The organism is Cycloclasticus sp. P1 (genome assembly GCF_000299965.1).
Taxonomy (GTDB): domain Bacteria; phylum Pseudomonadota; class Gammaproteobacteria; order Methylococcales; family Cycloclasticaceae; genus Cycloclasticus; species Cycloclasticus pugetii.
In genome coordinates, this window is record NC_018697.1 from 1,907,583 (window position 1) to 1,930,228 (window position 22,646).

Here is a 22,646-nt window from a genome sequence, read left to right on the forward strand (position 1 = left end):
TTATTAACCTATTTGGGAGGCCTTAAATAAAAGTTTAAGGTCTTTTTGAATACCATATGGGTCTGCGTCTTGCGAATATTTCATCATGATGTTCCCAAGAGGATCCAACAGCAACATATCACCATCGTTGATGTTTTTAACATTAGCTTGTAACTTTGCAAGATGCTGATCACTCCAACGTAAAACAAACAACTCAGGAGCCTGTGAAAGAAACACATTATCTTGATGTTCGGATTTGTCTAAATATACTCTTTTTAATCGCTTCGCATCTTTGTTTAACAATACGTGCAGTTGTTGAACAATATGAACAGACTGTTCACACAATTCAGAACACTCCCCATCCGTATCAATATGCACAAGAACCCATCGCCCCTTCAAGTCCTTGATCTCATCTTCTGAACCAACAAAGTAGTCACTTAATTCAGAAGGTATTGCTGGTACAATTAATTCACCATAGTTTTTAGTACTGCCACCGTCAAGCCATTGTGGATTATTGAACAATAGCCAGGCCGTTAAAACTGGCACAGCAAACATACTTGCAATAAATATAAGTTTAAGTCTATTTTTAATGACGTTATCCATTCTTTTTTCTACCTAGTTTTATGGTTAATACAAAATAAATAATGACCCAAGCCGTCGCTAAAGCAAACCATTGAAATGCGTAGCCATGGTGTTTTTGTGGGCCCATCTTCATTGGAACCCAACGACGATCATAGCCATTAGGTTCTTGTTGGTTTAATAACAGTTGATATGGCAAAACAGTATAACCTAAGCGTTCCGACACCTTATCGACATCAATTAATTGCGTTACCGAAGGCCAACCATTAGACAGTGTATCTGCTCCATCTAGCTTTATACCAACACTGGGGAAATGATCTAGTTTCCCACTAATTGTAACCCCATTAGCCGGTAAACTGACATTTGGTAAAATATCTCTAGTCGGTCCAGCAGGCACCCACCCTCGATTCAATAAAATTGCTTCTGAAGCATTTAATTTTAAAGGTGTTAATACAAAGTAGCCCTGTCGACCATCTTTCACTTGATTATCTATTAAAATTTGTTGATCTGTGTCTAACAAACCAGTTGCCTTAACTGGCCAGTAACGTAAGCCTTTATTAGCTCTCAACTGCAACGTTGACAACTCAACAGACTCCATGTTCATTCTGATGGACTGCAAATCTAATATATCTTGCTTTTCTTGAGCTCTATTAAGCTGCCAATTACCCAAACTTAGAAGCAATAACAAAACCAATATGGCAAGTATTGTTAAATATATATTCGCTTTGAATTGCATAATAAAATATTGTTAGTCTTTACACTAAGTTTAAATGACAATAGGAACATTATAATTTGAGAAATATGCAATGAACCCCTTCATTAAATACCTAATTGTTTTTACATTATGCGTCATTATTTACAGCCTCTTTAAAGCTTTCTACCATTTGTCTCGTAGAAAATCTTCCCCTAAAGAAGTGGTGAAGTCACTCGCACTACGAATTGGCCTATCATTAACGCTATTCATTTCATTATTATTATTTTCTTATCTTGGCTTTATTAAGCCTCATGCTGCCATACCCACCCAGCAAAGTAATCAACAACCATTAAATCAATGACAATAAAAAAGGCGCTATCTTGTAGCGCCTTTTTTAAATAAACCTCAGTCTCTATAGCCAATAGACAAAGACAAATAGTCCCAACCAAACCACGTCAACAAAGTGCCAATACCAAGCCGCTGCTTCAAAAGCAAAATGATTTTCTGGCGTGAAGTGTCCCTTCATACTACGAAAAAGGATAACTGCGAGGATAATAGCACCCATTGATACATGAAACCCATGGAAACCAGTCAACATATAAAAAGTAGAGCCATAAACGCCCGAAGCCATGGTTAAGTTCAAGTCATTATAACCGTGACTGTATTCAAGGGCCTGTAAAGCAACGAATACGAAGCCCAAAATAACCGTTAACGCCAATCCGATAATAAGCTGTTTACGTTTATTAGCAATTAAACCCCAATGTGCCCAAGTCACCGTCACACCACTTGTTAACAGAATAAGTGTGTTGATCGCTGGCAAACCCCATGGGCCCATTTTCTCATATTCACCACCTACATTTGCTGGTCCATTTGTTGGCCACATCGCCTCAAAGCCATCCCAAATATATTCATTGGTACTCGCTCCTGAGCCTTCGCCGCCTATCCAAGGCACTGAAAATGTTCGAATATAATACAAAGCACCAAAGAATGCGGCAAAAAACATTACTTCAGAAAAGATAAACCAAACCATGCCGCCACGAAAAGAAGCATCTTCATTGCTTTTATAAGCACCCGATTCACTTTCATTAATAACTTCGCCGAACCACCCAAACATCATATAAACCAAGACTAAAAAACCTACCGTCATGATAATAGATGCAGAAGGTGCATTATTTAGCTCGGCAGCAAAACCACCAAAAAATAACATCAAACCAATAGAGCCAATAATCGGCCATTTGGCATCGTGAGGTACGTAATACGCGTTTTCAGAAGACATAAATTTACCTATTCTAATTATTTATTCTGTAAGGAACATAAAAGAACCTATATAAAAGCTTAATGCCATAGCGACCAAAATAGCCACTGTGATTAATTTTTTTTTGCGTTGTTCTTTCATATTAATAATGCGTCTAGCCCTTAAGCTAGACGCTCATACCTTTATTTAATTTCAGGTGCCGTTGAAAAACTATGATACGGCGCTGGAGAAGGCAATGTCCATTCAAGACCTTCAGCCCCTTCCCAAACTTGATCCGTTGCTTTTTCCCCGCCTTTGATTGTTTTATAAACAATGAAGCAGAAAAATACTTGCGACAGGCCAAAGGCAAAACCACCAATACTCGACCACATATTAAATTCTGCAAACTGAACTGAGTAATCAGGAATACGACGAGGCATTCCAGCAAGCCCTAAAAAGTGTTGAGGGAAGAACAATACATTCACAGATATCGTAGATAGCCAAAAGTGCCATTGGCCCAATTTTTCGCTATACATATTGCCTGTCCACTTTGGAATCCAATAATAAACAGATGCCATGATTGAATACACCGCACCGGTCACCAATACGTAATGGAAATGAGCGACAACAAAATAGGTGTCATGGTATTGAAAATCAGCAGGGGCAATCGCCAACATTAAGCCTGAGAACCCACCAATCGTAAACATAATGACAAAACCAATCGCAAATAACATGGGTGTTTCAAATGTCATCGAGCCTTTCCACATAGTGGAAATCCAGTTAAACACTTTCACCCCTGTTGGTACCGCAATCAACATCGTTGCGTACATGAAAAACAATTCACCTTGCAGCGGCAAGCCCACTGTGAACATGTGATGCGCCCAAACAATAAATGAAAGGAATGCGATCGACGAGGTCGCGTATACCATTGAGCTGTAACCAAATAGAGGCTTACGAGCAAACGTTGGAATAATCGCAGAAATGATACCAAAAGCTGGCAAAATCAAAATATACACTTCTGGATGACCAAAGAACCAGAAAATATGCTGGAACAACACAGGATCACCACCACCCGTTGCACTAAAGAACGTTGTATCGTAAAAGCGATCTGTCAAAAGCATTGTGATTGCCCCTGCTAACACAGGCATTACGGCAATTAATAAATAGGCTGTAATGAACCAAGTCCATACAAATAAAGGCATTTTCATCAATGTCATGCCAGGAGCACGCATATTAAGGATGGTAACAATAACGTTTATAGCGCCCATCACAGATGAAATACCCATCATATGAATCGCAAAAATCATAAATGGAAAGCCGTTACCACCTTGTAGTACTAACGGTGGGTACATAGTCCAGCCACCTGCTGGCGCACCACCATCCATAAAGAATGTTGCCAATAGCATTGTAAATGCAAAAGGTAGTATCCAAAAACTCCAGTTATTCATCCTAGGTAATGCCATATCAGGGCCGCCAATCATAATGGGCAACATCCAATTGGCTAAACCCACAAAAGCCGGCATAACAGCACCAAAAATCATGACTAAAGCATGAACAGTTGTCATTTGATTAAAGAAGCCTGGATCAATAAATTGTAAACCTGGTTGAAATAATTCCAAGCGTATAACCATTGCCATTGCACCACCAACCATAAACATCACTAGTGCAAATACTAAATACAGTGTGCCAATGTCTTTATGGTTTGTTGTTGTTACCCAACGCATAAAGCCTTTTGCTGGACCATGATCGTGGTGATCATCATGTGAATCTATAACAGTCGCCATTATCTGAATCTCCTAATTATCTTTTAAGTCTCTTGGATTAAGCGCGTCAAGTGCTGCTATTTTCGCTCCCTTAACCCCTGATTTCTGTTCGGCTAACCACGCTGCATAATCTTCTTCAGATTTGACTTCAACAACGATAGGCATAAAACCATGGTCACGACCACATAACTCAGCACATTGACCTCGGTAAATACCTGGTTTATCCACTACAACCCAAGCTTCATTAATATAACCAGGGATCGCATCTTTCTTCCAGCCAAAATCTGGTACCCACCAAGAGTGGATAACATCACTTGCTGTTAATAAGAAACTTACTTTTTTGCCCACAGGCAGCACCAATGGGTTGTCGACATTTAACAAGTAATTCTCAACAGTGGCTGGATCAATTTCTGAACCAACTTGACGTGCTTCGTTACTGGCAACATCTAATGTGCTAAAGAAGTCTACGCCTTCACCGACATACTCATAACGCCATTTCCACTGGTAGCCGGTTACTTTGATTTTCATATCAGCTTCAGACGTGTCATGCATTTCAATCAACACTTTCGTCGCTGGAATAGCCATAACAATCAGAATGATGAATGGAATAATTGTCCACACCAATTCTGCCGCCATGCTTTCATGAAACTGTGATGCCACTGCACCGCGTGATTTACGGTGATAAATCATCGAATAAATCATCGCACCAAAAACAACCACGCCAATCGCTACACAGACCCATAGGATCAACATATGCAAATCATGAACTTGCTTGCTCGTCTCAGTTACACCCACCGGTAAATTCAACCCATAGTCCGCTTGGGCGATGCCTGACATCAACGTCAATACAGTGCCACCAGCAAAAAGTTGCTTTAGTTTAATCACAGAAACTGCCTCCCTTATTTTTTATCTTTCAAAACTAATTTGATATTGACACGATTAGCATTTTCAAATGTCGCATCACCAACTTTTCGTTTACTTTTAGTTACAAAAGCATCCGACCTCAATTTAATGTTACTACCTTGTAAGACAAGGTCTCTGGGCGTCAGTTATATAGTGACGTCTCCAGTAATATTTATTTAACAACTAACGATTTTACTTTTATCCGAGTGAGTTAGTTCTCCTTCACTCACTTAAAGATATACAAAGTAAAATCAATTAAAAATATATAGTATTTTCAGAATACCCATGAAAATCTGAGTGTTAGTGTCAGGCATTCTATCAATGACTTCTACCGACTTAACCCATTAATTTTCATCTATCCAAGCATAAGACAGTATGGCCTCGCAATTTAACGAAATTCAATCAAATAATCAAGTAGACCCTTTATCTTTCTTTGATCCACAGCACTCTTTTTGTCTTTATCTGGTTGATATTCAATATTGCCTATAAATTTAGATTTCATTCGCTGCTTTAATGTCCGTATATTTTCATTTATCTCCATAAACTGACCGTTTAGGTCATTACCGATCCAACCTGCAATCCGACACCCCTTGTTCAAAATTGCAGCCTCGGTCAATAACGCATGATTAATACACCCAAGCTTTAAACCAACGACTAGAATAACCGGAGCATTAAGCGCTAACGCCAAATCATCAAAACCAAGCTGATCATTTAGCGGAACCATCCAACCTCCGGCTCCCTCCACTATCACCATATCAGCTGCCAACTTATGTTTTGCGTAAACCGCCTCAATGGCTGGCAAGTTAATGACCACGTTTTCTTGTTCCGCCGCAATGTGCGGTGCTATGGCTGGTTCAAAACAATAAGGGTTTACATCCGAATAGCCGAGCCCTGCCGTAGATTCCCGCATTAAATCAATTGCGTCTTCATTTTTAAATTGACCATCCTGCCATGTAGCACCAGCAGCAACCGGCTTAAAACCAGACACCGTCAACTGACGCTCTGCTAAACCCCTTATTAAGGCAGCCGCGACATAAGTTTTTCCAACATCCGTATCGGTACCCGTAATAAAAAAACTCTTTAACATTAAACTTTACTCACTTTTTTTAGCATAAACATAAACTGCCTGAAAAGTGGCAGGGACCCCTTGCTCTGTTCGTAAACTTTCATACACTTTGAGCATAGCCTTAAATGATTTAACACCTGTTAAACCAAGCCGTCGTCCTTGATTCATATTGTGTGCTCCCATCCCTTTCAGGCTTACCATCAATTGTTTTGGTGATGAGTAATAATTCACAATATTATCCGTCAGTATCGTTATGTCGTAAAAACCAGCACGTTGAAGCGCTTGCCGAATCACTTCTTCACCCACAAACGAATTAACGTGTACCGCCTTATCACTTTGCTGCCATGAGCTTTTTAACTCAGTCAATGTTGCAGGCCCAAATGTGCTGAACACAAACAAACCTTTCGGCTGTAACACCCTATGTGCTTGAGCAAACACTTTCTCCAAGTTTTCACACCATTGAAATGCCAGATTAGAATAAATCACATCCATAACGCCATCATTCAGTGGTAACTTTTCAGCATCGGCACATATAACGCCTTTCGCCTGCAAAGTCCCTAAATAATGGCGTGCATGCTTCAACATACCAATTGCAATATCTAAAGCATACACATCCTTCACTTCATTTAACTCAAATAATTTCTTGGTTAAATAGCCCGTTCCAGCGCCAATATCAAGAACACTTTGATTCGCATGATTTTGAGCTTTTTTGTGTAAAAGTAAGTGATCACCAATCAGCCGTTGAAGAGAGGTATGTTCGTTATAGTTTTGTGACGCTGAGTCGAATGATTGACGCACCATTTCTTTACTATAAGTAACTTTTTGAAACCCGCCAACGCTCATAACTCCCTATCTCCAGCAGACATAAATCGTACTAACTCTTGTGATACCTCATTCGGGTGTGACAAAAAAGGAACATGTGTGGCGCCCTCTATGACACACACAGCAACACGAGGATTAATTTGTACGAACTCATCTGCTACCTCAACTGGCACCAATTGATCCTTCTCCCCAAGCAACAGCATAGTCGGACAGTTTAGTTTTTTTAACGCAAGCCGATAGTCAGCCTGAGATAAAATATCCAAACCGCTAATCAATCCTTTTGTTGATGTTTCACTGCGCACCTGTAACACCGACTTTAGAAACCTCTCGATTGTTTGAGATGGTTCACCACCGCCTGTTTGCAATTTAACAAAGCGTTTCATTGTCGGCAGCGGCTTTCTTTTCAAGTGACTAGAAAAAACATCAAATACTGCTTTAGATTGGGCAGGCTGCCAGTCGGCAGATTGTACGAATTTTGGTGTGCTCGCCAGCATGACAAGCCGATTAACACGCTTCGGGAAGTGATTTGCATAAGCCAAAGCAACCAATCCACCTAACGACCACCCCAAAAAACTACACTGCTGAGGTAATTGTGCCGCCATCATCTCCAGCAAGTCACTCATCTGCCATGGCTCGTTATACTCGCTGTTTCCGTGCCCCGGCAACTCAACACAAAAAACACGAAAGGACTGCTCCAAAAGAGCTAACCAATTATTCCAAACCAAGTTATTCATGGCCCAGCCATGTACTAACACAAGATTTGGCCCTTCACCCGATTCTTGTATATTTAATGCTGTTAACAGAACAATTCCTCCAAACCCAGCAGTAAATTATCAACTTGTGAGTCCGTATGGGTTGCCGATAACGTAATTCTTAGCCGCTCACTCGCTTTTTTAACCGCTGGATAACGAATAGCGCCCACTAAAATACCTTTCTCTTTTAAATACTCACCCGCAGCCATGACCGCCTCATTACTACCAAGAATAATCGGCTGGATAGGTGTCTGCGAAGGCATCAAGTTAAGCCCTAATTGCTCGGCGCCTTTCCTAAACCTAGCGACCAAATGCCGTAACTTTTCTCTGCGCCATGTTTCTTGTTGGCAAATTTTTAAACTTTGTCTGGTGGCTGCCATTACCGCTGACGGCATTGCAGTGGTAAAAACGTAGGTACGCGCTTGCTGTATCAACGTTTCGATAAGTTCTTCACTACCTGCAACAAAAGCCCCTGATGTTCCCAAGCCCTTGCCTAACGTCGCCATCAAAATGGGGACTTGTTGCTGATTTAAGTCGCATGCTTCCAACAATCCACCACCTTTTTCACCCAACACCCCTAGCCCATGCGCATCATCAATCATCAACATTGCATTTGAGGTTTCCGTTAGACCAACCAAGCCCTGCATGTTGGCTTCATCACCGTCCATACTAAACACGCCATCACTAACGACCAACTTTCTGCGAGTTGATGAGCCTTCGAGCAATTGCTTTAACTGCCCCATATCACCATGAACAAACCGTTTAACCTGAGCACCAGAAAGTCTTCCGCCATCAATCAGCGATGCATGATTAAGTTTATCTTGGAAAATCTCATCGCCTTTATGAGCCATTGCCGATATTGCGCCTAGATTTGCCATATAGCCAGTTGAAAAAATCAACGCACGATCACGCCCGGTAAATTCTGCCAGTTCTTCCTCAAGCGCATGATGTTCGGCACTATGGCCACAAATCAAATGCGCAGAACCACTTCCAACACCGTAACGTTCAGCAGCTTGTTGAAATGCTTTAATAACCGACGGATGATTTGCTAACCCCAGGTAGTCATTGCTCGAAAAGTTATCGAACATTTGCCCGGCCATTTGAACACTTGCACCTTGAGGACTTTCAATTGTTTTGCGCAAGCGATAGCGCTGCAGACGCTTTAAGTCATCGAGCTTTGTTGCTAACTCCCAAGGGTCCATACAAAAAACTACACCGTTGCAGGATAAATACCTAATCGCTTAAACAATTGATGGTCTGCACTTTCTTCTGGATTTTCTGTGGTTAACAGTTGATCACCGTAAAAAATGGAGTTTGCGCCTGCAAAGAAACACATCGCCTGCATTTCATCGGTCATATCAGAACGACCAGCAGACAACCTGACTTGAGAAGTTGGCATTAAAATTCGAGCCACTGCGATCGTTTTTATAAATTCAAGCGAGTCTATCGCCTCGGCACCGTCTAATGGCGTTCCTTTTACTTGCACTAATTTATTAATCGGTACGCTTTCTGGCGGATGCTCCATGTTCGCTAATGTTTGCAACATCTTTGCTCGGTCATCACTGGCCTCACCCATGCCGACAATTCCGCCGCTACACACGTTAATGCCGGCATTTCGAACCGTATCAATCGTATCTAAGCGATCTTGATAGGTTCGCGTCGTAATCACCTCTTTATAGTAGTCTTCTGACGTATCAATATTATGATTGTAATAATCTAGCCCAGCGTCTTTTAACTGTTGCGCTTGGCCATCTTCCAACATTCCCAAGGTAACACAGGTTTCCATTCCCAAGGCTTTTACCTCTTCAACCATTTTGGTGACTTTATTTAAATCACGATCTTTAGGGCTACGCCATGCCGCCCCCATGCAAAATCGGCTTGCACCATTCGCTTTAGCTTCTTTAGCCGCATCAACAACTGCTCTAATTTCCATTAATGCTTCTTTTTCCAGCCCCGTATCGTAACGAACACTTTGTGGGCAATAGGAGCAGTCTTCAGGGCATGCGCCCGTTTTAATACTCAATAAGGTGCTAATTTGAACCGCATTTGGGTCAAAATTCTCACGGTGGATAGTGTGCGCTTTAAAAAGCAAATCGTTGAATGGCAAATCAAACAGTGCTTGAATTTTCTTTAACGGCCACGTGTTCCTAACTATATTAACGGCAGCTTTTTTTTGCTCGCCAATCGCTTCTGATGCTATGCTCATTCAAAAATACCTTTTCAACTGGATATAAATTGACAATGGTACATTAGGTTAAAAAGTTGTCAAAATTAATTTATACAAAAATGGACAACTGGTCAAATATTATCCAATTTAACCTTTACCCGCCCACTTGTTTTATTTGTGATCAGCCAGGGCATAATGCATTAGACCTATGCACTGAATGCCTACAAGAACTAAAACCATCAACACACGCATGCCCAGTCTGCAATATAGAGCTCAGCGCTGTATCATCCATTTGTGGCCGCTGCCTACAAAGGCCACCCTGTTTTGACCATGTGTTTTCGTTATACCGATACGAAGGTATTGCACAATTTTTAATTAAATCATTAAAATTTCAAGCAAAACACAGTTGCGCAAGAACCATCGGGCACTTAATGGGGCAGCACTTCAAAACTCTCGAAAAACTACCTGACGCCCTAATAGCTGTTCCACTACACCCAAAACGCCTAAAAGAACGAGGGTTTAACCAAGCAGAACTTATCGCTCAACATATACATAAAGAGCTCAACATTCCTCTGGTTTCGCCCGACCTGACTCGAATCATTAATAGCACGAGCCAAACCAGCCTTAAAGCCAGCGAACGTCGAAAAAACTTAAAAAATGCTTTTTGCTATGAGCCATCAATAGAACTTAGATCCATCGCTGTTATTGATGACGTGGTCACGACTGGATCGACAGCAAACGAAATTGCCAAAACGCTGAAGAAAAAAGGAGTGCAACAGGTTGAAATTTGGGCTTTTGCTCGGGCTTAAGCAACAATACCTTTTACTGCATAGTCCGCAGCTATACCTACAAAAACGATTAAACCGAGCCAGTTATTATTTAAAAACGCCGCCATACACTTTGAGCGATCTCGATCTTTGATCAAATACTGATGGTAAATAGACAGTAAAAACGCAATGAAGACGGCTGTAAAATAAAGGCTGCCCAAATCTGCTTTTTGCCCAATCATAATCAACGCTATAAAAAATAATAACTGGAAAAAACCAATCAATACTTTATCCAAATCACCGAACAAAATGGCCGTAGATTTAACCCCAATTTTTAAATCATCATCACGGTCAACCATTGCGTACATCGTATCGTAGATCACTGCCCATATCACTGTAGCGGTAAAGATCAGCCAAGCCATCGCAGGCACAGTATTTGTTTGAGCAGCAAAAATCATAGGAACGGCCCAGCCAAATGCCATGCCTAAGAATATTTGCGGCAAATGAGTATGGCGTTTCATAAAGGGATACAACGAGGCTAAAAAAACAGCACCCAATGATAAATAAATTGTCAGCATGTTCATCAGTAACACCAACAGCGACGACGCAAAAACCAAAACAAAAAATAATTGCAATGCTTCAGTGGGCTCTACTTGCCCTAAGGCTAGCGGTCGATCTTTTGTTCGCAACACATGCGGGTCAAGTTTTCTATCTGCATAATCGTTAATCACACAGCCAGCCGAACGCATCAACACCACGCCCAACGTAAACACGATCAAAACCAGAATATCCGGCTTGCCATTACTGGCGATCCAAAGCGCCCAATACATCGGCCAAAGTAATAATAGGCTACCAATTGGCTTATGCATGCGTGTTAAACGCCAATACGCCTCAATGTTTTCTTTTTTTAATTCTAATTTCATCATTAATTAAACAAAGCTGGTAAAAAAAACTCGCTAACCAAAAACACGTGTTTATTAAGCTGATAAGCATTACGACGTGCCCAGATATGCGGCTGACCTTCAAGCATTTTTTGAGTTTGTAGGTTTAACTGATGGCAGCCAATTTTAGCCAGGTCAAGCCCTACTCTTTTTAACCTTGGGTCACTAAAAATGACTTCGCCCAGCGGTTTGTCCCCTAGGTGTGTTAATTCTTGCAAGTGATGGGCCGCTTTTCTTGGCAAAGTGGTCCGTGCAAATACAAACGGTTGATTATTAATATTCAGCTGCACCTCACGAATAAGCGCATACCGATACGGGCGCTGATTTAAATAGCGGGCATCCGCCAATAAAGGTTTTGCCAGTCCTTGCCCTAACACATTGACACTAAAAGGCTCATCAAATGTATTTTTCATTCGCACAGTAAGTGAATTAGGCTCTAATAACCAGTCTACCACCTGTTGCGGCATCGAGTGTATTGGCCATCGGCTTAACGCACGCCATACGGGTTCTTGTAGGAAAAAGTTATTAATGTTCTTCAACACAGCCTGACTCAATTAAACTTGCGCATATTCTACTGAATTCGCTATCCAACGGTGAACTAATGGCTCAACTAACTCCGGCTGTATTCGCAAAACCTCCTCCGCAGACAGTGCCACTTGATCTAACAACTCAGCATCTCGCACTAAGTCAGCCACTTTAAACCGCATAAAACCAGCCTGTCGCTGACCTAATATTTCCCCTGGACCACGCAATTGCATGTCTTTTTCGGCAATTTTAAAGCCATCCGTTGTTTCACGCATAATTGATAACCGCTCACTGGCGTTTTTTGACAACGGCGCCTTATACATCAGCACACAATGACTTTCTCGTTGCCCCCTGCCGACCCTACCTCGCAGTTGATGTAGTTGCGCCAAGCCCAAACGTTCGGCATTTTCAATGACCATTAGACTTGCGTTAGGCACATCAACACCTACTTCAATAACCGTTGTCGCCACCAGAACCTGTAATGCTTGCTGCTTAAATTGCATCATCACAGTCTGCTTTTCTTGTGCTTTCATCCGACCATGTACCAAGCCAATTTTCAACCTTGGTAAACACTCTCGCAGCAAATCAGCCGCTACTTCAGCTGCCTGACACTGTAAAGCCTCCGACTCTTCAACCAGCGTACAAACCCAATACACTTGCCGGCCATCCTCAACCCCTTTTTCAATTCGCTCAATAATTTGTTCTCTTTTAGAGACCGGAAGCACCGCCGTGGTCACTGGTGTTCGCCCGGGTGGTAGCTCGTTAATAATCGACAAATCTAAATCTGCATACCCTAACATTGCTAGGGTTCTTGGAATGGGGGTTGCTGTCATCACCAACTGATGCGGATAAACCCCTGTCTTCGCTCCTTTATCGCGTAACGCTAATCGTTGATGCACACCAAACCGATGCTGTTCATCAATAATGACTAGACCTAGGTTTGCAAAGATTACTTTTTTTTGAAACAAGGCTTGTGTGCCAATTACGATGTTAGACCGACCTTCGGCAATATCGGCAGTAATTGACTCGTATGTTTTACCCTTATGTTGCCCAACAAGCCAATCCACTTGAACACCTAGATCTTTTAGCCACAATTGGAAGTTTTTGAAATGTTGCTCTGCTAATAGTTCTGTTGGTGCCATCATTGCTACCTGATACCCCGCCTCTGTAGCTGCTAAGGCAGCACACGCTGCAACCACTGTTTTCCCTGAACCAACATCCCCTTGTAATAAACGTTGCATCGGGTGTGAACGTGCCAGATCTGACAATATTTCTTGAATCACTCGGTTTTGTGCATTAGTCAGCTCAAAACCCAATGATGTTAAAAAACGCTGTCGACTTTCCCCAGTCGATTTAAAACTCGGCGCAACATCACAACGAACGCCTTTTTTTAACCGACTTAAACTAAGGTGATGAGCCAGTAATTCTTCAAATATTAAGCGTTTAAATGCCGGTCGCTGACTGGCATCCAAGCTTGGCATTGTGTCTGGGTAGTGTAATTGCTGCAAACTGTCTACTAACGTAGGCAGACCGCGTTGACTCAACATGGACTGCGGCAAACAATCACGAATGCCCATCCCTTGTTGAAGGAGCAAAAAAGCCTGCCTTATCAGTTTCCTAAATGATGCTTGATGTAAGCCATCTGTTACTGGGTAAACCGCAAGCAAACCTTCTTGAATTTCACCGCGTTGCGCTTCATTAATCAGCTGATATTCAGGGTGGACCACATCAGCAACCCCTTGTTTACTATAAGATTTAATATCACCAAAACAACGTAGCCACTGACCACGCTGCATAGCTTGTTTTTGACTGTTTGAAAAGTGAAAAAAACGTAATGTGACAAAGCCCGTCCCATCACTCAAGCGAACGAGCAAAGAGCGTCGCCCCCTAAAAACCACCTCTGCTAACTCAACTTGACCTTCAAATAAAGACGACTCCCCTGTTTTCAACGAGCCTATCGCAACCACCTTGCTTCTGTCTTCATAACGAAATGGCAAATGAAACAAGATATCTGCAACACTCACGATCCCTAGCCGACTTAATTTTTCGGCTACTTTTTCGCCAACACCTTTAAGGTAAGTTATGGGCAAATCATCCAAATAACTATCCACCACTATGACAGCCTTCTATGCAATAGTATTAATCGTCAACCAATACCATGACAGCGTCCATTTCGACACGACTATTTTTTGGTAATTCAGCCACGCCTATTGCCGCTCGTGCTGGGTAGGGCTGCGAAAAGTGGGCCGCCATTTTTTCATTGACCACCGGAAAGTCCGCCATATCAGTTAGATAAATATTTAGTTTTACAATATCTGCCAAACCACCGCCTGCCGCTTGTGCCACAGCGGTTAAGTTTTTTAATACTTGTTCAATTTGCTCTTCAATGCCGCCGCTAACCAGCACCATAGTTTCTGGCAATAGTGGAATTTGACCGGATAAATAAACCGTTTGGTCCACCTTAATCGCCTGCGAATAAGTGCCGATAGCATCTGGTGCTAAATCTGTATGAATGACTGTTTTTTGCAAAGCGCCCTCCTTAGTTCCTAATTCGTGCTATTTTTATAACCGATGCAAGTGCATGTAAACGACGCATCACCCTTGCTAAATGCTTCCTATCCCGTACCGTTATGGTAAAAACATCACTAGAAGCATCTGCAGAACGTGAGGCTATTTTGATGTTTTCAATATTACAATCATACGATGATAATATTGACGCAATCTCTGCTAAAACACCCCGCTCATTCTTTAACTCTAAGCCTATATCGGAACTAAACTCGCCTTCCACAATATTGGCCCACTGAACACTTAACCAATTTTTGTGTTTGCGTTTATATTCCCGTGTGTTTTTACAATGCACCCGATGTACCACCACACCACGCCCAGGGTTAAAAAAACCAATAATTTTATCGCCTGGAATTGGCCTACAGCAGGTACCCAAATTAATCAGCATCCCATCTGCACCGTGGATATTAAGCGTGGCTGTTGCTTGCTTACCCTTGGCAATGTCGATGAAGGAGTCTTCATCCCCAGCTGCTGCAATTAAATGTTGCGCAACCAACAAAGGCATTCGATTACCAAAGCCCAAATCCATCAATAAGGCATCAAGCGAACCAATTTGCTGTTCGCTTAAAAACTTTTGTAATTGTTCAGGGTCAACATCATCAAAATTTAAGCCGACACTTTTAAACTCTGCATTCAACAGTTGACCACCAAGACGAATAGCATCACGCTCTTTAAATTCTTTAAGGTGATTTCGAATAGCGTGCCTTGCTTTGTTGGTTACAACAAAATTTAACCAATTGGGGTTACAGACTGCGAAATCACTGGTCATAATTTCAATAGTTTGGCCATTTCTAAGCACTGTGTGCAACGGCTCCATTATTCTATTTATCTTCACGCCAGCACACGCCATACCAATATCGGTATGAACCGCAAAGGCAAAATCAACCGCCGTAGAGCCTTTAGGCAATTTAACAATTTTGCCTTTCGGCGAGAACACAAAAATTTCTGTCGGAAACAGATCCACCTTTAACGTATCAATAAACTCAAACGAGTCATCAGAACCCTTTTGCGTTTCTAACAGGTTCCTTAACCATTCATGCGCTCTCACTTTTGCATCATGCGCAACATCTGTTGTTTTATAAAGCCAATGTGCGGCAATCCCTGACTCAGCCAAACGATCCATTTCTAAGGTTCTAATTTGAAGCTCTATTGGCACTCCAAAGGGCCCAACTAATACGGTATGTAATGACTGATAACCATTCGTTTTTGGCAAAGCGATGTAATCTTTAAACCGACCCGGTACCGGTTTGAATAAATTATGCAGCAAGCCTAAGGCTTGATAGCATTGCTCAATTGTCTCGACAATCACCCTAAAGGCATACACATCAAACACTTCGTTAAAGGGTATGTTTTGCCGTTTCATTTTTCGATAAACGCTGTATAAGTTCTTTTCACGCCCGTAAATAACGCCCGGAAAGTCGGTGTCTAAAAACTTTTCTACCAGTAATTTCTCTACTTTATCGACGACCTCTTTTCGGTTGCCTCGAGCTTTTTTAATACTTTTATTGATAATCGCTCTGCGACGAGGGAACATTGCTTCAAAACTAAGGTCTTCTAATTCAAGCCGAAACTCATGCATCCCTAGCCGATGTGCAATAGGCGCATAAATATCTAATGTTTCTTTGGCAATCCTCCGTCTGCTAGCGGGTTTCATCACCTTAATTGTTCGCATATTATGCAAACGGTCAGCTAATTTAATAATAATCACTCGCAAATCTTTTGCCATTGCCAAAAACATTTTGCGCATATTTTCAGCCTGCGCTTCTTCACGAGTTTTAAAGTTGATTTTTGTGAGTTTACTCACTGCATCAACAAGGCCAGCAACATCATCATTAAATAACGAGGCCAATTCCTCATAGGTCGTGTCTGTATCTTCAAGAAGATCATGCATTATGGCAGCCATAATGCAGTCAACATCCATTTTCATATGACTTAAAATGAGTGCGACAGACACTGGGTGACAAATATAATCTTCACCACTCAATCGGTATTGTCCAGCATGTGCTTCACTGGCCACTTGGTACGCCTGATGAACCTGATCCAATTGCTCCTGCGATAAGTACTCAGACAACACTGACATTAGCTCTGCTAACAAGGCCGTTTGCGGCAATTCAACGTTTTCTTTTTCTACATCCATCTACAATTATTTTCTTTTTCACATAAAAAATGCCCATGAGAGCATCATGAGCATTTGAGTCTATCACCAAAACTCTATTGGCGAATAGGCAGCGTTTCTAATTTTTTAGTTGGCCAACCTTAGTTTTCTTCAACAGTCACTTGCTCAGTTGAATCAGCGTCTTCAATAAACAGCTCTTCAATCGGTGGATTATCAACCAAGTCCAACGCTTCTTCGGTGATATGACCGGCTGCGATTTCTCTCAGAGCAAGAACAGTTGGTTTATCATTTTCAAGCTCAAGGCTTGAATCAGCACCATCCATTATCTGGCGCGCACGTCTTGAAGCTAATAAAACCAACTCAAAACGGTTGTCTAATTTTTCAAGACAGTCAGAAACTGTTACACGTGCCATTTGAACCCCTTTTAAATATGAAATAATTTGAATAGTCGAACATTATACTATATTTTTAAATAATTAATTAAGCAACTGATTAATCAAAGCCGAGTGGGTGAGTTTTCCCCTTTTCATGGCTAATCGTTGAGTCTTTACAATCATGGCTAGCTCGTCCAAAGCCACTTCAAAATCATCATTGACCACCAAGAAATCATATTCTTCATGATGCACCATTTCATCCACTGCTGTACGCATTCGTTTATTGATAACCTCGTCGCTATCTAACCCACGTCCTCGCAACCTTTCCTCGAGAACCTGTTTGGACGGTGGCAAAATAAATATTGAACAGCTATCCTTCATCACACGGCGAACTTGTTGCGCCCCTTGCCAGTCAATCTCTAGAATAATATCCACCCCTTGTGCTAACTTTTCATCAACTAAGCGCTTGGACGTTCCATATGAATTGCCAAAAACAGTCGCGTATTCTAAAAAGCCATCTTGCGCAACAACCTGTTGAAAGCCTTCCTCGCTGATAAAGTGATAATCAATACCACTCACCTCACCTGACCGTGGTGCTCTCGTTGTACTTGAAACAGACACCTCAATATCTGAGAGTGTCTCTAATAACGCCTTCACTAAACTTGTTTTACCAGCCCCCGAGGGTGCAGATACGATAAATAATTGCCCTGTTCTCGTCACTTTTGTCCTTTATTCTATGTTTTGAATTTGTTCTCGCATTTGTTCTATCAGAACTTTTAACTCAACAGAAACATTCGTTGTTTGGATATCTGCCGACTTTGATCCCAAGGTATTCGCTTCTCGATTAAGTTCTTGCATCAAAAAATCTAACCGTCGTCCAACCGGTTCTTCTTGGTGCAAAATCCTACGTACTTCCTTAACATGTGACTCAAGCCTATCTAGCTCTTCTTCAACATCCATTTTTTGTAAAAAATAAACGAGTTCTTGCTCAAGCCTTGCTTGCTCAGGCTCATCCATCAAGTCCTTAATTTTCTTTTCTAGCTTTTCACGCAGTAAGCCCTGCACTTCTGGTAACCGTGTTTTAGCTATGTCCATTTGTTCTTGAATCAGCTCACAACGCGAATCAACCATTTCCAATATATTGGCGCCTTCTCGTTCACGCGAGTCAATCAATTGCTCTAACGCTTGATTTAATAATAACATCGCACCATCATGCACCGGCTCTAAGTCCTCCCTTACCTCTGCTTGCACACCCGGCCAACGTAAAATATCTAACGCAGACAGCTTCTGAAACTGTTCCATATTCGTTTCGATCTTCGAGGTTGCTGTTAGCAACTGCTTCAAGCGTGCTTGATTTATTTCAATGCTTTCTTCGCCTTGCTTTTGTTTTCTGTAAACCAAGTTACAATCAACTTTGCCACGCTTTAGCCGCTTGCCAACTGCCTCACGAACTAATGGTTCAATCGTACGAAATATTTCAGGCAACCGAGGTGAAACATCTAAATAACGATGATTAACTGACCGAATCTCCCAAATCAACGTGTATCCTTCAACTTCACACTCACTACTTGCAAAAGCAGTCATACTTCTTATCATTTTGTCGCCTATACTTAACGTTAAACAATAAATATTAGGCTGTTTTTAAAAAGATTAATACCCTGATGACAAAAAACACCTTCTCACTTCCTGCACACGCAACAACAAATCATACCGAGACCTTACCCTCTGGCACTGTTGTTGATGAATATATTATCGAACGCGTCATTGCACAAGGCGGTTTCAGCACCGTCTATTTAGCTCGCCAACTAAAAGATCAGCAACAAGTTGCTATCAAAGAATACAAGCCTAAACACCTAACTAGACGCGATGGCAACGCTGTCATGCCTATTGACTCGGCGGCACTAAACTTATTCCAACGTGGCCGCCAGTTATTTATGAAAGAAGCCACCTTATTAACAACCATCAAACACCCAAACATTGTTAGCGTGCTTAATTTTTTCCTCTGCAATAATACCGCTTACTTAGTGATGAATTATGACTACGGTATAACCCTTGGAAATTGGTTAAAAGATTCAACAAATATCGCGACCACTGAGTTTTTACTGGACGTTTTTCTACCCGTAATGCGATGTATTAAAAACATGCATAACAGAGGGGTACTTCATCTCGATATTAAACCCGATAACATTCTATTAAGACCCTCATGCAACCCTCTCATCCTCGATTTTGGTTCAGCACTGTCTTACAAAAACCAACAACAGCTAAATTCACATAGCATGACAAAGGGTTACGCTGCACCAGAACAACACGAGCAAAGCAAAACATTAGGCCCTTGGAGTGATTGCTATGCAATAGGCGCTAGCATGCGCACTTGTTTAGATAGAACCGCCCCTATAAGCTCATCAGACGTTGTCGCTATTGAAAAAAGGCAATCGGCCCACCGTCTTTATAAGAAGCAAATTAATGAAAATATTCTTTACGCTATCGACTGGGCCATGCAAATGTCACCCTCTAAAAGGCCCCAGTCCATCGACGACTTATTGAATATCATAAACTACCGCCAGAATTCTTAATTCAGTCAGATAAAGTGATTTTTCTGGCCTATAATGCGCATATTATCAAACGTGGCATTTTCAACGTTGCCCGTCATTCAATATTATTATCATAGGAAAAAACATGAGACCCAGTGGACGTAACCCTGACCAACTTCGCGAAGTAAAAATAACAACCAACTTTACGATTCACGCCGAAGGGTCTGTATTAATTGCCTGTGGTGACACCCAAGTCCTATGCACCGCTTCGGTTGAAAGCCGTGTACCAAGGTTTTTAAAAGACAAAGGTCAAGGCTGGGTCACTGCTGAGTACGGCATGCTTCCGCGTTCAACACACAGCCGTATGGGTCGCGAAGCTGCGCGCGGCAAACAAAGCGGTCGCACACAAGAAATTCAACGTCTCATAGGTCGTTCTTTGCGTGCCGCCGTTGATCTAAACGCACTAGATGGCTACACGATCACTATCGACTGCGATGTTCTTCAAGCAGATGGCGGGACACGCACCGCCTCTATTACGGGGAGTTTTATTGCTTTGTCATTGGCTATTGAAAAATTACTCGATGAGAAAAAAATCAAGAAAAACCCAATCCATGGTCAAATTGCTGCTGTCTCTGTAGGCATTTTCAACGGCGTGCCAGTACTAGACTTAGACTACCCCGAAGATTCCGAAGCGGAAACTGACATGAATGTCATTATGAATGAAGCAGGTGCCTTCATCGAAGTTCAAGGCACTGCGGAAGGGCATGCTTTCCGTCGTGAAGAACTGGATGAAATGTTAAACCTTGCCGCATCTGGCATTAGCGAATTAATGCAGCAACAGCGTGACGCCTTAGCAAAATGATCCAACAACTTGTGCTGGCCAGCAGCAATAAAGGGAAAATAGCAGAAATTCAGGCGATGCTTAAACATCAAAACATTGAGATTGTTTCACAATCACATTTTGATGTGCCTGATGCCGAAGAAACCGGCACTACGTTTATTGAAAACGCTATCATTAAGGCTAGACAAGCAACAAAAATTTCAGGTTTACCTGCCATTGCGGATGACTCTGGACTAGAAGTTGATGCCCTTAATGGCGCGCCTGGCGTCTATTCTGCCCGTTATGCAGGCTTACCCAGCAACGATAAAAAAAATACCGCAAAGTTACTCAATGCGTTAGCCGACGTAGCTCAGGAAAAACGTACAGCACGCTTTCATTGCGTGATGGTTTTCATGGCACATGCTAATGACCCTTCCCCTTTGATCTCTCATGGTGTTTGGGAAGGGCGTATCGCATTTCAAGAAAATGGCGATAATGGTTTTGGCTATGACCCCGTTTTTTTTACCCCTGAACACCAGTGCCTCTCTGCTGAGCTAGCGCCCTCTATCAAAAACACAATCAGTCATCGCGCCAAAGCATTGAACCAACTCATGCCTCAAATTTCTGATTACTTCACGACGCAAGCATGACAAAAGGCTCAACAGATTATAGCCTCTATATTCATATCCCTTGGTGCATTAAAAAATGCCCCTATTGTGACTTTAATTCACATGAAAAAAAAGGCGACTATAACGAAGAACTGTACGTTAACGCGCTGATAAAAGATCTCTCAACCGAAATAGAAACTGTTAACAATAAGTCATTAAAAAGTATCTTTATCGGTGGCGGCACACCCAGCCTCTTTTCCGCTGCTAGTATTCACCGCATTCTAGAGGCAACCGATAATGCGCTGGGTATTAATAAACAGACTGAAATTACCTTAGAAGCTAATCCTGGTACAGCCGAAGCCAAGAAATTTTCTGACTTTCACGCAATTGGTATTAACCGCCTATCCATTGGCGTGCAAAGCTTTAATAACGAACATTTGAAAAAACTGGGCCGTGTTCATGATGCTGAGCAAGCGCATAATGCCATCCAACTAGCACAAAAAGCTGGTTTTAATAGAATCAATCTTGACCTCATGTTTGGCTTACCCGGCCAGAACATCCAACAAGCCATTGACGACGTTGAAATGGCACTAAGTTACCACACAGGCCACCTGTCTCATTATCAACTCACCCTTGAAAAAAACACCTTATTTTATAAACACCCACCAGCGTTACCGCATGATGAGTTAATTTGGGATATGCAAGTTGCCTGTCAAACAAAAATTGATAACGAACTTAACCAATACGAGGTATCTGCCTATGCTGCCGAGGGGCAGCAGTCTCGTCATAACCTAAATTATTGGCAATTTGGCGACTACATTGGAATCGGCGCGGGCGCACATGGCAAGTTAACCGATGAACAAGGTACTATCTCACGCTATTGGAAAAAAAAACTGCCTCGAGACTACATCAAGCTGGCGGGCACTCAAGATGTTATAGGTGGAAAAAGTATCGTTAAAGACGCTGAGTTACCTTTTGAATACATGATGAATGCTTTGCGCTTAAAATCAGGCTTTACAGTTGACCACTATCAACAACAAACACATCAAAACGCTTACCAAATACAAGCCATCTTAGACTCACTGGTTAACAAGAAATTATTACAGCGGAACGCTTCAAGCTACCGCTGCACCGAGCAAGGATGGAACTTTCTAAATGATACCGTAGAACACTTTTTACCCAGCGAATGAACGAATTACTGATTAACAAAACTTACAGTTGTCCATACTGCGGAGAACGAATCGATACCTTCATCGACACCTCTCAAGGCAACCATCAAACAGTCGAGGACTGCAGTGTCTGCTGCCGCCCGATTGAGTTAAACATAGAAATTGATATCAGCAGCCAAGAAGTTAACCTAACTGCACAAACTGATTCAGAATAATATCGCGCCAAAAGATTGCTTCGTTCCTACGAAATAGAGCACCTTTCAGTATAAAA

Annotated in this window: 25 protein-coding genes; 7 read left to right on the forward strand and 18 right to left on the reverse strand. The window is 41.9% G+C overall.

Going from position 1 to position 22,646, the window contains the following annotated elements; genetic code table 11:
* Positions 1-3: 3 nt before the first annotated feature.
* Together Q91_RS09210 and Q91_RS09215 are read right to left on the reverse strand one after the other, a co-directional pair.
* Entirely contained in the window at positions 4-582 is a 579-nt protein-coding gene (locus Q91_RS09210) for a hypothetical protein (protein WP_015006618.1), read from the reverse strand.
* The gene (locus Q91_RS09215) at positions 575-1,240 is read right to left on the reverse strand and encodes an SURF1 family protein (RefSeq protein WP_236886361.1); all 666 of its coding nucleotides are present in this window, start codon (positions 1,238-1,240) and stop codon (positions 575-577) included. Before Q91_RS09215 ends, Q91_RS09210 begins: the two co-directional genes overlap by 8 nt.
* Positions 1,241-1,364: 124 nt before the next feature.
* On the opposite strand from Q91_RS09215, the gene Q91_RS11860 reads away from it, so the two are divergent.
* Entirely contained in the window at positions 1,365-1,613 is a 249-nt protein-coding gene (locus Q91_RS11860; RefSeq protein WP_020162565.1) for a DUF2909 domain-containing protein, read from the forward strand.
* A gap of 51 nt (positions 1,614-1,664) precedes the next feature.
* Here the strand turns inward: Q91_RS11860 and Q91_RS09220 are convergent, their stop codons facing one another.
* The 8 genes from Q91_RS09220 to bioB form a co-directional block, all read right to left on the reverse strand.
* Positions 1,665-2,528: a cytochrome c oxidase subunit 3 gene (locus Q91_RS09220; RefSeq protein ID WP_015006621.1), complete on the reverse strand. Its 864-nt coding sequence runs from the start codon at positions 2,526-2,528 to the stop codon at positions 1,665-1,667.
* A 161-nt stretch (positions 2,529-2,689) separates the two neighbouring features.
* Positions 2,690-4,270, reverse strand: a complete 1,581-nt coding sequence (ctaD, locus tag Q91_RS09225) for a cytochrome c oxidase subunit I (RefSeq protein WP_015006622.1) — start codon at positions 4,268-4,270, stop codon at positions 2,690-2,692.
* Positions 4,271-4,282: 12 nt separating this feature from the next.
* Positions 4,283-5,134, reverse strand: a complete 852-nt coding sequence (coxB, locus tag Q91_RS09230; RefSeq protein ID WP_015006623.1) for a cytochrome c oxidase subunit II — start codon at positions 5,132-5,134, stop codon at positions 4,283-4,285.
* A 406-nt stretch (positions 5,135-5,540) separates the two neighbouring features.
* Positions 5,541-6,239, reverse strand: coding sequence for a dethiobiotin synthase (bioD, locus tag Q91_RS09235; protein ID WP_015006624.1), 699 nt, complete (start codon positions 6,237-6,239; stop codon positions 5,541-5,543).
* A 6-nt stretch (positions 6,240-6,245) separates the two neighbouring features.
* Positions 6,246-7,061 (reverse strand): malonyl-ACP O-methyltransferase BioC, encoded by an 816-nt coding sequence (gene bioC, locus Q91_RS09240; RefSeq protein ID WP_015006625.1) that lies wholly within the window; start codon positions 7,059-7,061, stop codon positions 6,246-6,248.
* A complete protein-coding gene (locus Q91_RS09245) occupies positions 7,058-7,774 on the reverse strand; it encodes an alpha/beta fold hydrolase (RefSeq protein WP_015006626.1) in 717 nt (238 codons plus the stop codon). The genes bioC and Q91_RS09245 overlap by 4 nt, the downstream gene beginning before the upstream one ends.
* Positions 7,775-7,836: 62 nt before the next feature.
* Positions 7,837-8,994, reverse strand: coding sequence for an 8-amino-7-oxononanoate synthase (gene bioF / locus Q91_RS09250; RefSeq protein ID WP_015006627.1), 1,158 nt, complete (start codon positions 8,992-8,994; stop codon positions 7,837-7,839).
* 8 nt (positions 8,995-9,002) lie between these two features.
* Positions 9,003-9,998: a biotin synthase BioB gene (gene bioB / locus Q91_RS09255; protein ID WP_015006628.1), complete on the reverse strand. Its 996-nt coding sequence runs from the start codon at positions 9,996-9,998 to the stop codon at positions 9,003-9,005.
* A 56-nt stretch (positions 9,999-10,054) separates the two neighbouring features.
* On the opposite strand from bioB, the gene Q91_RS09260 reads away from it, so the two are divergent.
* Positions 10,055-10,768 (forward strand): ComF family protein, encoded by a 714-nt coding sequence (locus tag Q91_RS09260; RefSeq protein ID WP_015006629.1) that lies wholly within the window; start codon positions 10,055-10,057, stop codon positions 10,766-10,768.
* Here Q91_RS09260 and ubiA read toward each other — a convergent pair.
* The 8 genes from ubiA to Q91_RS09300 all read right to left on the reverse strand — a co-directional run bounded on the left by ubiA (position 10,765) and on the right by Q91_RS09300 (position 18,843).
* Positions 10,765-11,652, reverse strand: a complete 888-nt coding sequence (gene ubiA, locus Q91_RS09265) for a 4-hydroxybenzoate octaprenyltransferase (RefSeq protein WP_015006630.1) — start codon at positions 11,650-11,652, stop codon at positions 10,765-10,767. The genes Q91_RS09260 and ubiA overlap by 4 nt on opposite strands.
* Positions 11,652-12,206 (reverse strand): chorismate lyase, encoded by a 555-nt coding sequence (locus Q91_RS09270; RefSeq protein ID WP_236610537.1) that lies wholly within the window; start codon positions 12,204-12,206, stop codon positions 11,652-11,654. The genes ubiA and Q91_RS09270 overlap by 1 nt, the downstream gene beginning before the upstream one ends.
* A gap of 15 nt (positions 12,207-12,221) precedes the next feature.
* Complete coding sequence (gene recG, locus Q91_RS09275; protein ID WP_083856994.1) at positions 12,222-14,306, reverse strand: ATP-dependent DNA helicase RecG; 2,085 nt, start codon at positions 14,304-14,306, stop codon at positions 12,222-12,224.
* Positions 14,307-14,331: 25 nt separating this feature from the next.
* The gene (locus Q91_RS09280) at positions 14,332-14,721 is read right to left on the reverse strand and encodes a RidA family protein (RefSeq protein WP_015006633.1); all 390 of its coding nucleotides are present in this window, start codon (positions 14,719-14,721) and stop codon (positions 14,332-14,334) included.
* A 10-nt stretch (positions 14,722-14,731) separates the two neighbouring features.
* Positions 14,732-16,894: a bifunctional (p)ppGpp synthetase/guanosine-3',5'-bis(diphosphate) 3'-pyrophosphohydrolase gene (locus Q91_RS09285; RefSeq protein ID WP_015006634.1), complete on the reverse strand. Its 2,163-nt coding sequence runs from the start codon at positions 16,892-16,894 to the stop codon at positions 14,732-14,734.
* Positions 16,895-17,013: 119 nt separating this feature from the next.
* Positions 17,014-17,286 carry a DNA-directed RNA polymerase subunit omega gene (gene rpoZ / locus Q91_RS09290; protein WP_015006635.1) on the reverse strand — a complete coding sequence of 91 codons (273 nt, stop codon included), beginning with the start codon at positions 17,284-17,286 and terminating at the stop codon, positions 17,014-17,016.
* Between the two features lie 63 nt (positions 17,287-17,349).
* Positions 17,350-17,967, reverse strand: a complete 618-nt coding sequence (gene gmk, locus Q91_RS09295) for a guanylate kinase (RefSeq protein ID WP_015006636.1) — start codon at positions 17,965-17,967, stop codon at positions 17,350-17,352.
* Positions 17,968-17,976: 9 nt separating this feature from the next.
* On the reverse strand, positions 17,977-18,843 hold the full coding sequence (locus tag Q91_RS09300) for a YicC/YloC family endoribonuclease (protein WP_015006637.1): 867 nt from the start codon (positions 18,841-18,843) through the stop codon (positions 17,977-17,979).
* Positions 18,844-18,908: 65 nt separating this feature from the next.
* Between Q91_RS09300 and Q91_RS09305 the strand changes: the two genes are divergently transcribed.
* The 5 genes from Q91_RS09305 to Q91_RS11515 all read left to right on the forward strand — a co-directional run bounded on the left by Q91_RS09305 (position 18,909) and on the right by Q91_RS11515 (position 22,590).
* On the forward strand, positions 18,909-19,820 hold the full coding sequence (locus Q91_RS09305; RefSeq protein ID WP_015006638.1) for a serine/threonine-protein kinase: 912 nt from the start codon (positions 18,909-18,911) through the stop codon (positions 19,818-19,820).
* Between the two features lie 103 nt (positions 19,821-19,923).
* Positions 19,924-20,640: a ribonuclease PH gene (rph, locus tag Q91_RS09310; RefSeq protein ID WP_015006639.1), complete on the forward strand. Its 717-nt coding sequence runs from the start codon at positions 19,924-19,926 to the stop codon at positions 20,638-20,640.
* Positions 20,637-21,248: an XTP/dITP diphosphatase gene (locus Q91_RS09315; protein WP_015006640.1), complete on the forward strand. Its 612-nt coding sequence runs from the start codon at positions 20,637-20,639 to the stop codon at positions 21,246-21,248. Before rph ends, Q91_RS09315 begins: the two co-directional genes overlap by 4 nt.
* Entirely contained in the window at positions 21,245-22,396 is a 1,152-nt protein-coding gene (gene hemW / locus Q91_RS09320; protein ID WP_015006641.1) for a radical SAM family heme chaperone HemW, read from the forward strand. The genes Q91_RS09315 and hemW overlap by 4 nt, the downstream gene beginning before the upstream one ends.
* Complete coding sequence (locus Q91_RS11515) at positions 22,393-22,590, forward strand: CPXCG motif-containing cysteine-rich protein (RefSeq protein ID WP_015006642.1); 198 nt, start codon at positions 22,393-22,395, stop codon at positions 22,588-22,590. Before hemW ends, Q91_RS11515 begins: the two co-directional genes overlap by 4 nt.
* Positions 22,591-22,646: the final 56 nt, after the last annotated feature.

Bases quoted from the DNA above. Each gene is read 5' to 3' on its own strand.
- ctaD (WP_015006622.1), bottom strand. From the start codon at position 4,270: ATGGCGACTGTTATAGATTCACATGATGATCACCACGATCATGGTCCA.
- Q91_RS11860 (WP_020162565.1), top strand. From the start codon at position 1,365: ATGAACCCCTTCATTAAATACCTAATTGTTTTTACATTATGCGTCATT.
- Q91_RS09210 (WP_015006618.1), bottom strand. From the start codon at position 582: ATGGATAACGTCATTAAAAATAGACTTAAACTTATATTTATTGCAAGT.
- hemW (WP_015006641.1), top strand. From the start codon at position 21,245: ATGACAAAAGGCTCAACAGATTATAGCCTCTATATTCATATCCCTTGG.
- bioC (WP_015006625.1), bottom strand. From the start codon at position 7,061: ATGAGCGTTGGCGGGTTTCAAAAAGTTACTTATAGTAAAGAAATGGTG.
- Q91_RS09300 (WP_015006637.1), bottom strand. From the start codon at position 18,843: ATGATAAGAAGTATGACTGCTTTTGCAAGTAGTGAGTGTGAAGTTGAA.
- Q91_RS11515 (WP_015006642.1), top strand. From the start codon at position 22,393: ATGAACGAATTACTGATTAACAAAACTTACAGTTGTCCATACTGCGGA.
- rph (WP_015006639.1), top strand. From the start codon at position 19,924: ATGAGACCCAGTGGACGTAACCCTGACCAACTTCGCGAAGTAAAAATA.
- Q91_RS09315 (WP_015006640.1), top strand. From the start codon at position 20,637: ATGATCCAACAACTTGTGCTGGCCAGCAGCAATAAAGGGAAAATAGCA.
- bioD (WP_015006624.1), bottom strand. From the start codon at position 6,239: ATGTTAAAGAGTTTTTTTATTACGGGTACCGATACGGATGTTGGAAAA.
- Q91_RS09245 (WP_015006626.1), bottom strand. From the start codon at position 7,774: ATGAATAACTTGGTTTGGAATAATTGGTTAGCTCTTTTGGAGCAGTCC.
- rpoZ (WP_015006635.1), bottom strand. From the start codon at position 17,286: ATGGCACGTGTAACAGTTTCTGACTGTCTTGAAAAATTAGACAACCGT.
- bioF (WP_015006627.1), bottom strand. From the start codon at position 8,994: ATGGACCCTTGGGAGTTAGCAACAAAGCTCGATGACTTAAAGCGTCTG.
- Q91_RS09285 (WP_015006634.1), bottom strand. From the start codon at position 16,894: ATGGATGTAGAAAAAGAAAACGTTGAATTGCCGCAAACGGCCTTGTTA.
- ubiA (WP_015006630.1), bottom strand. From the start codon at position 11,652: ATGATGAAATTAGAATTAAAAAAAGAAAACATTGAGGCGTATTGGCGT.
- bioB (WP_015006628.1), bottom strand. From the start codon at position 9,998: ATGAGCATAGCATCAGAAGCGATTGGCGAGCAAAAAAAAGCTGCCGTT.
- Q91_RS09305 (WP_015006638.1), top strand. From the start codon at position 18,909: ATGACAAAAAACACCTTCTCACTTCCTGCACACGCAACAACAAATCAT.
- Q91_RS09220 (WP_015006621.1), bottom strand. From the start codon at position 2,528: ATGTCTTCTGAAAACGCGTATTACGTACCTCACGATGCCAAATGGCCG.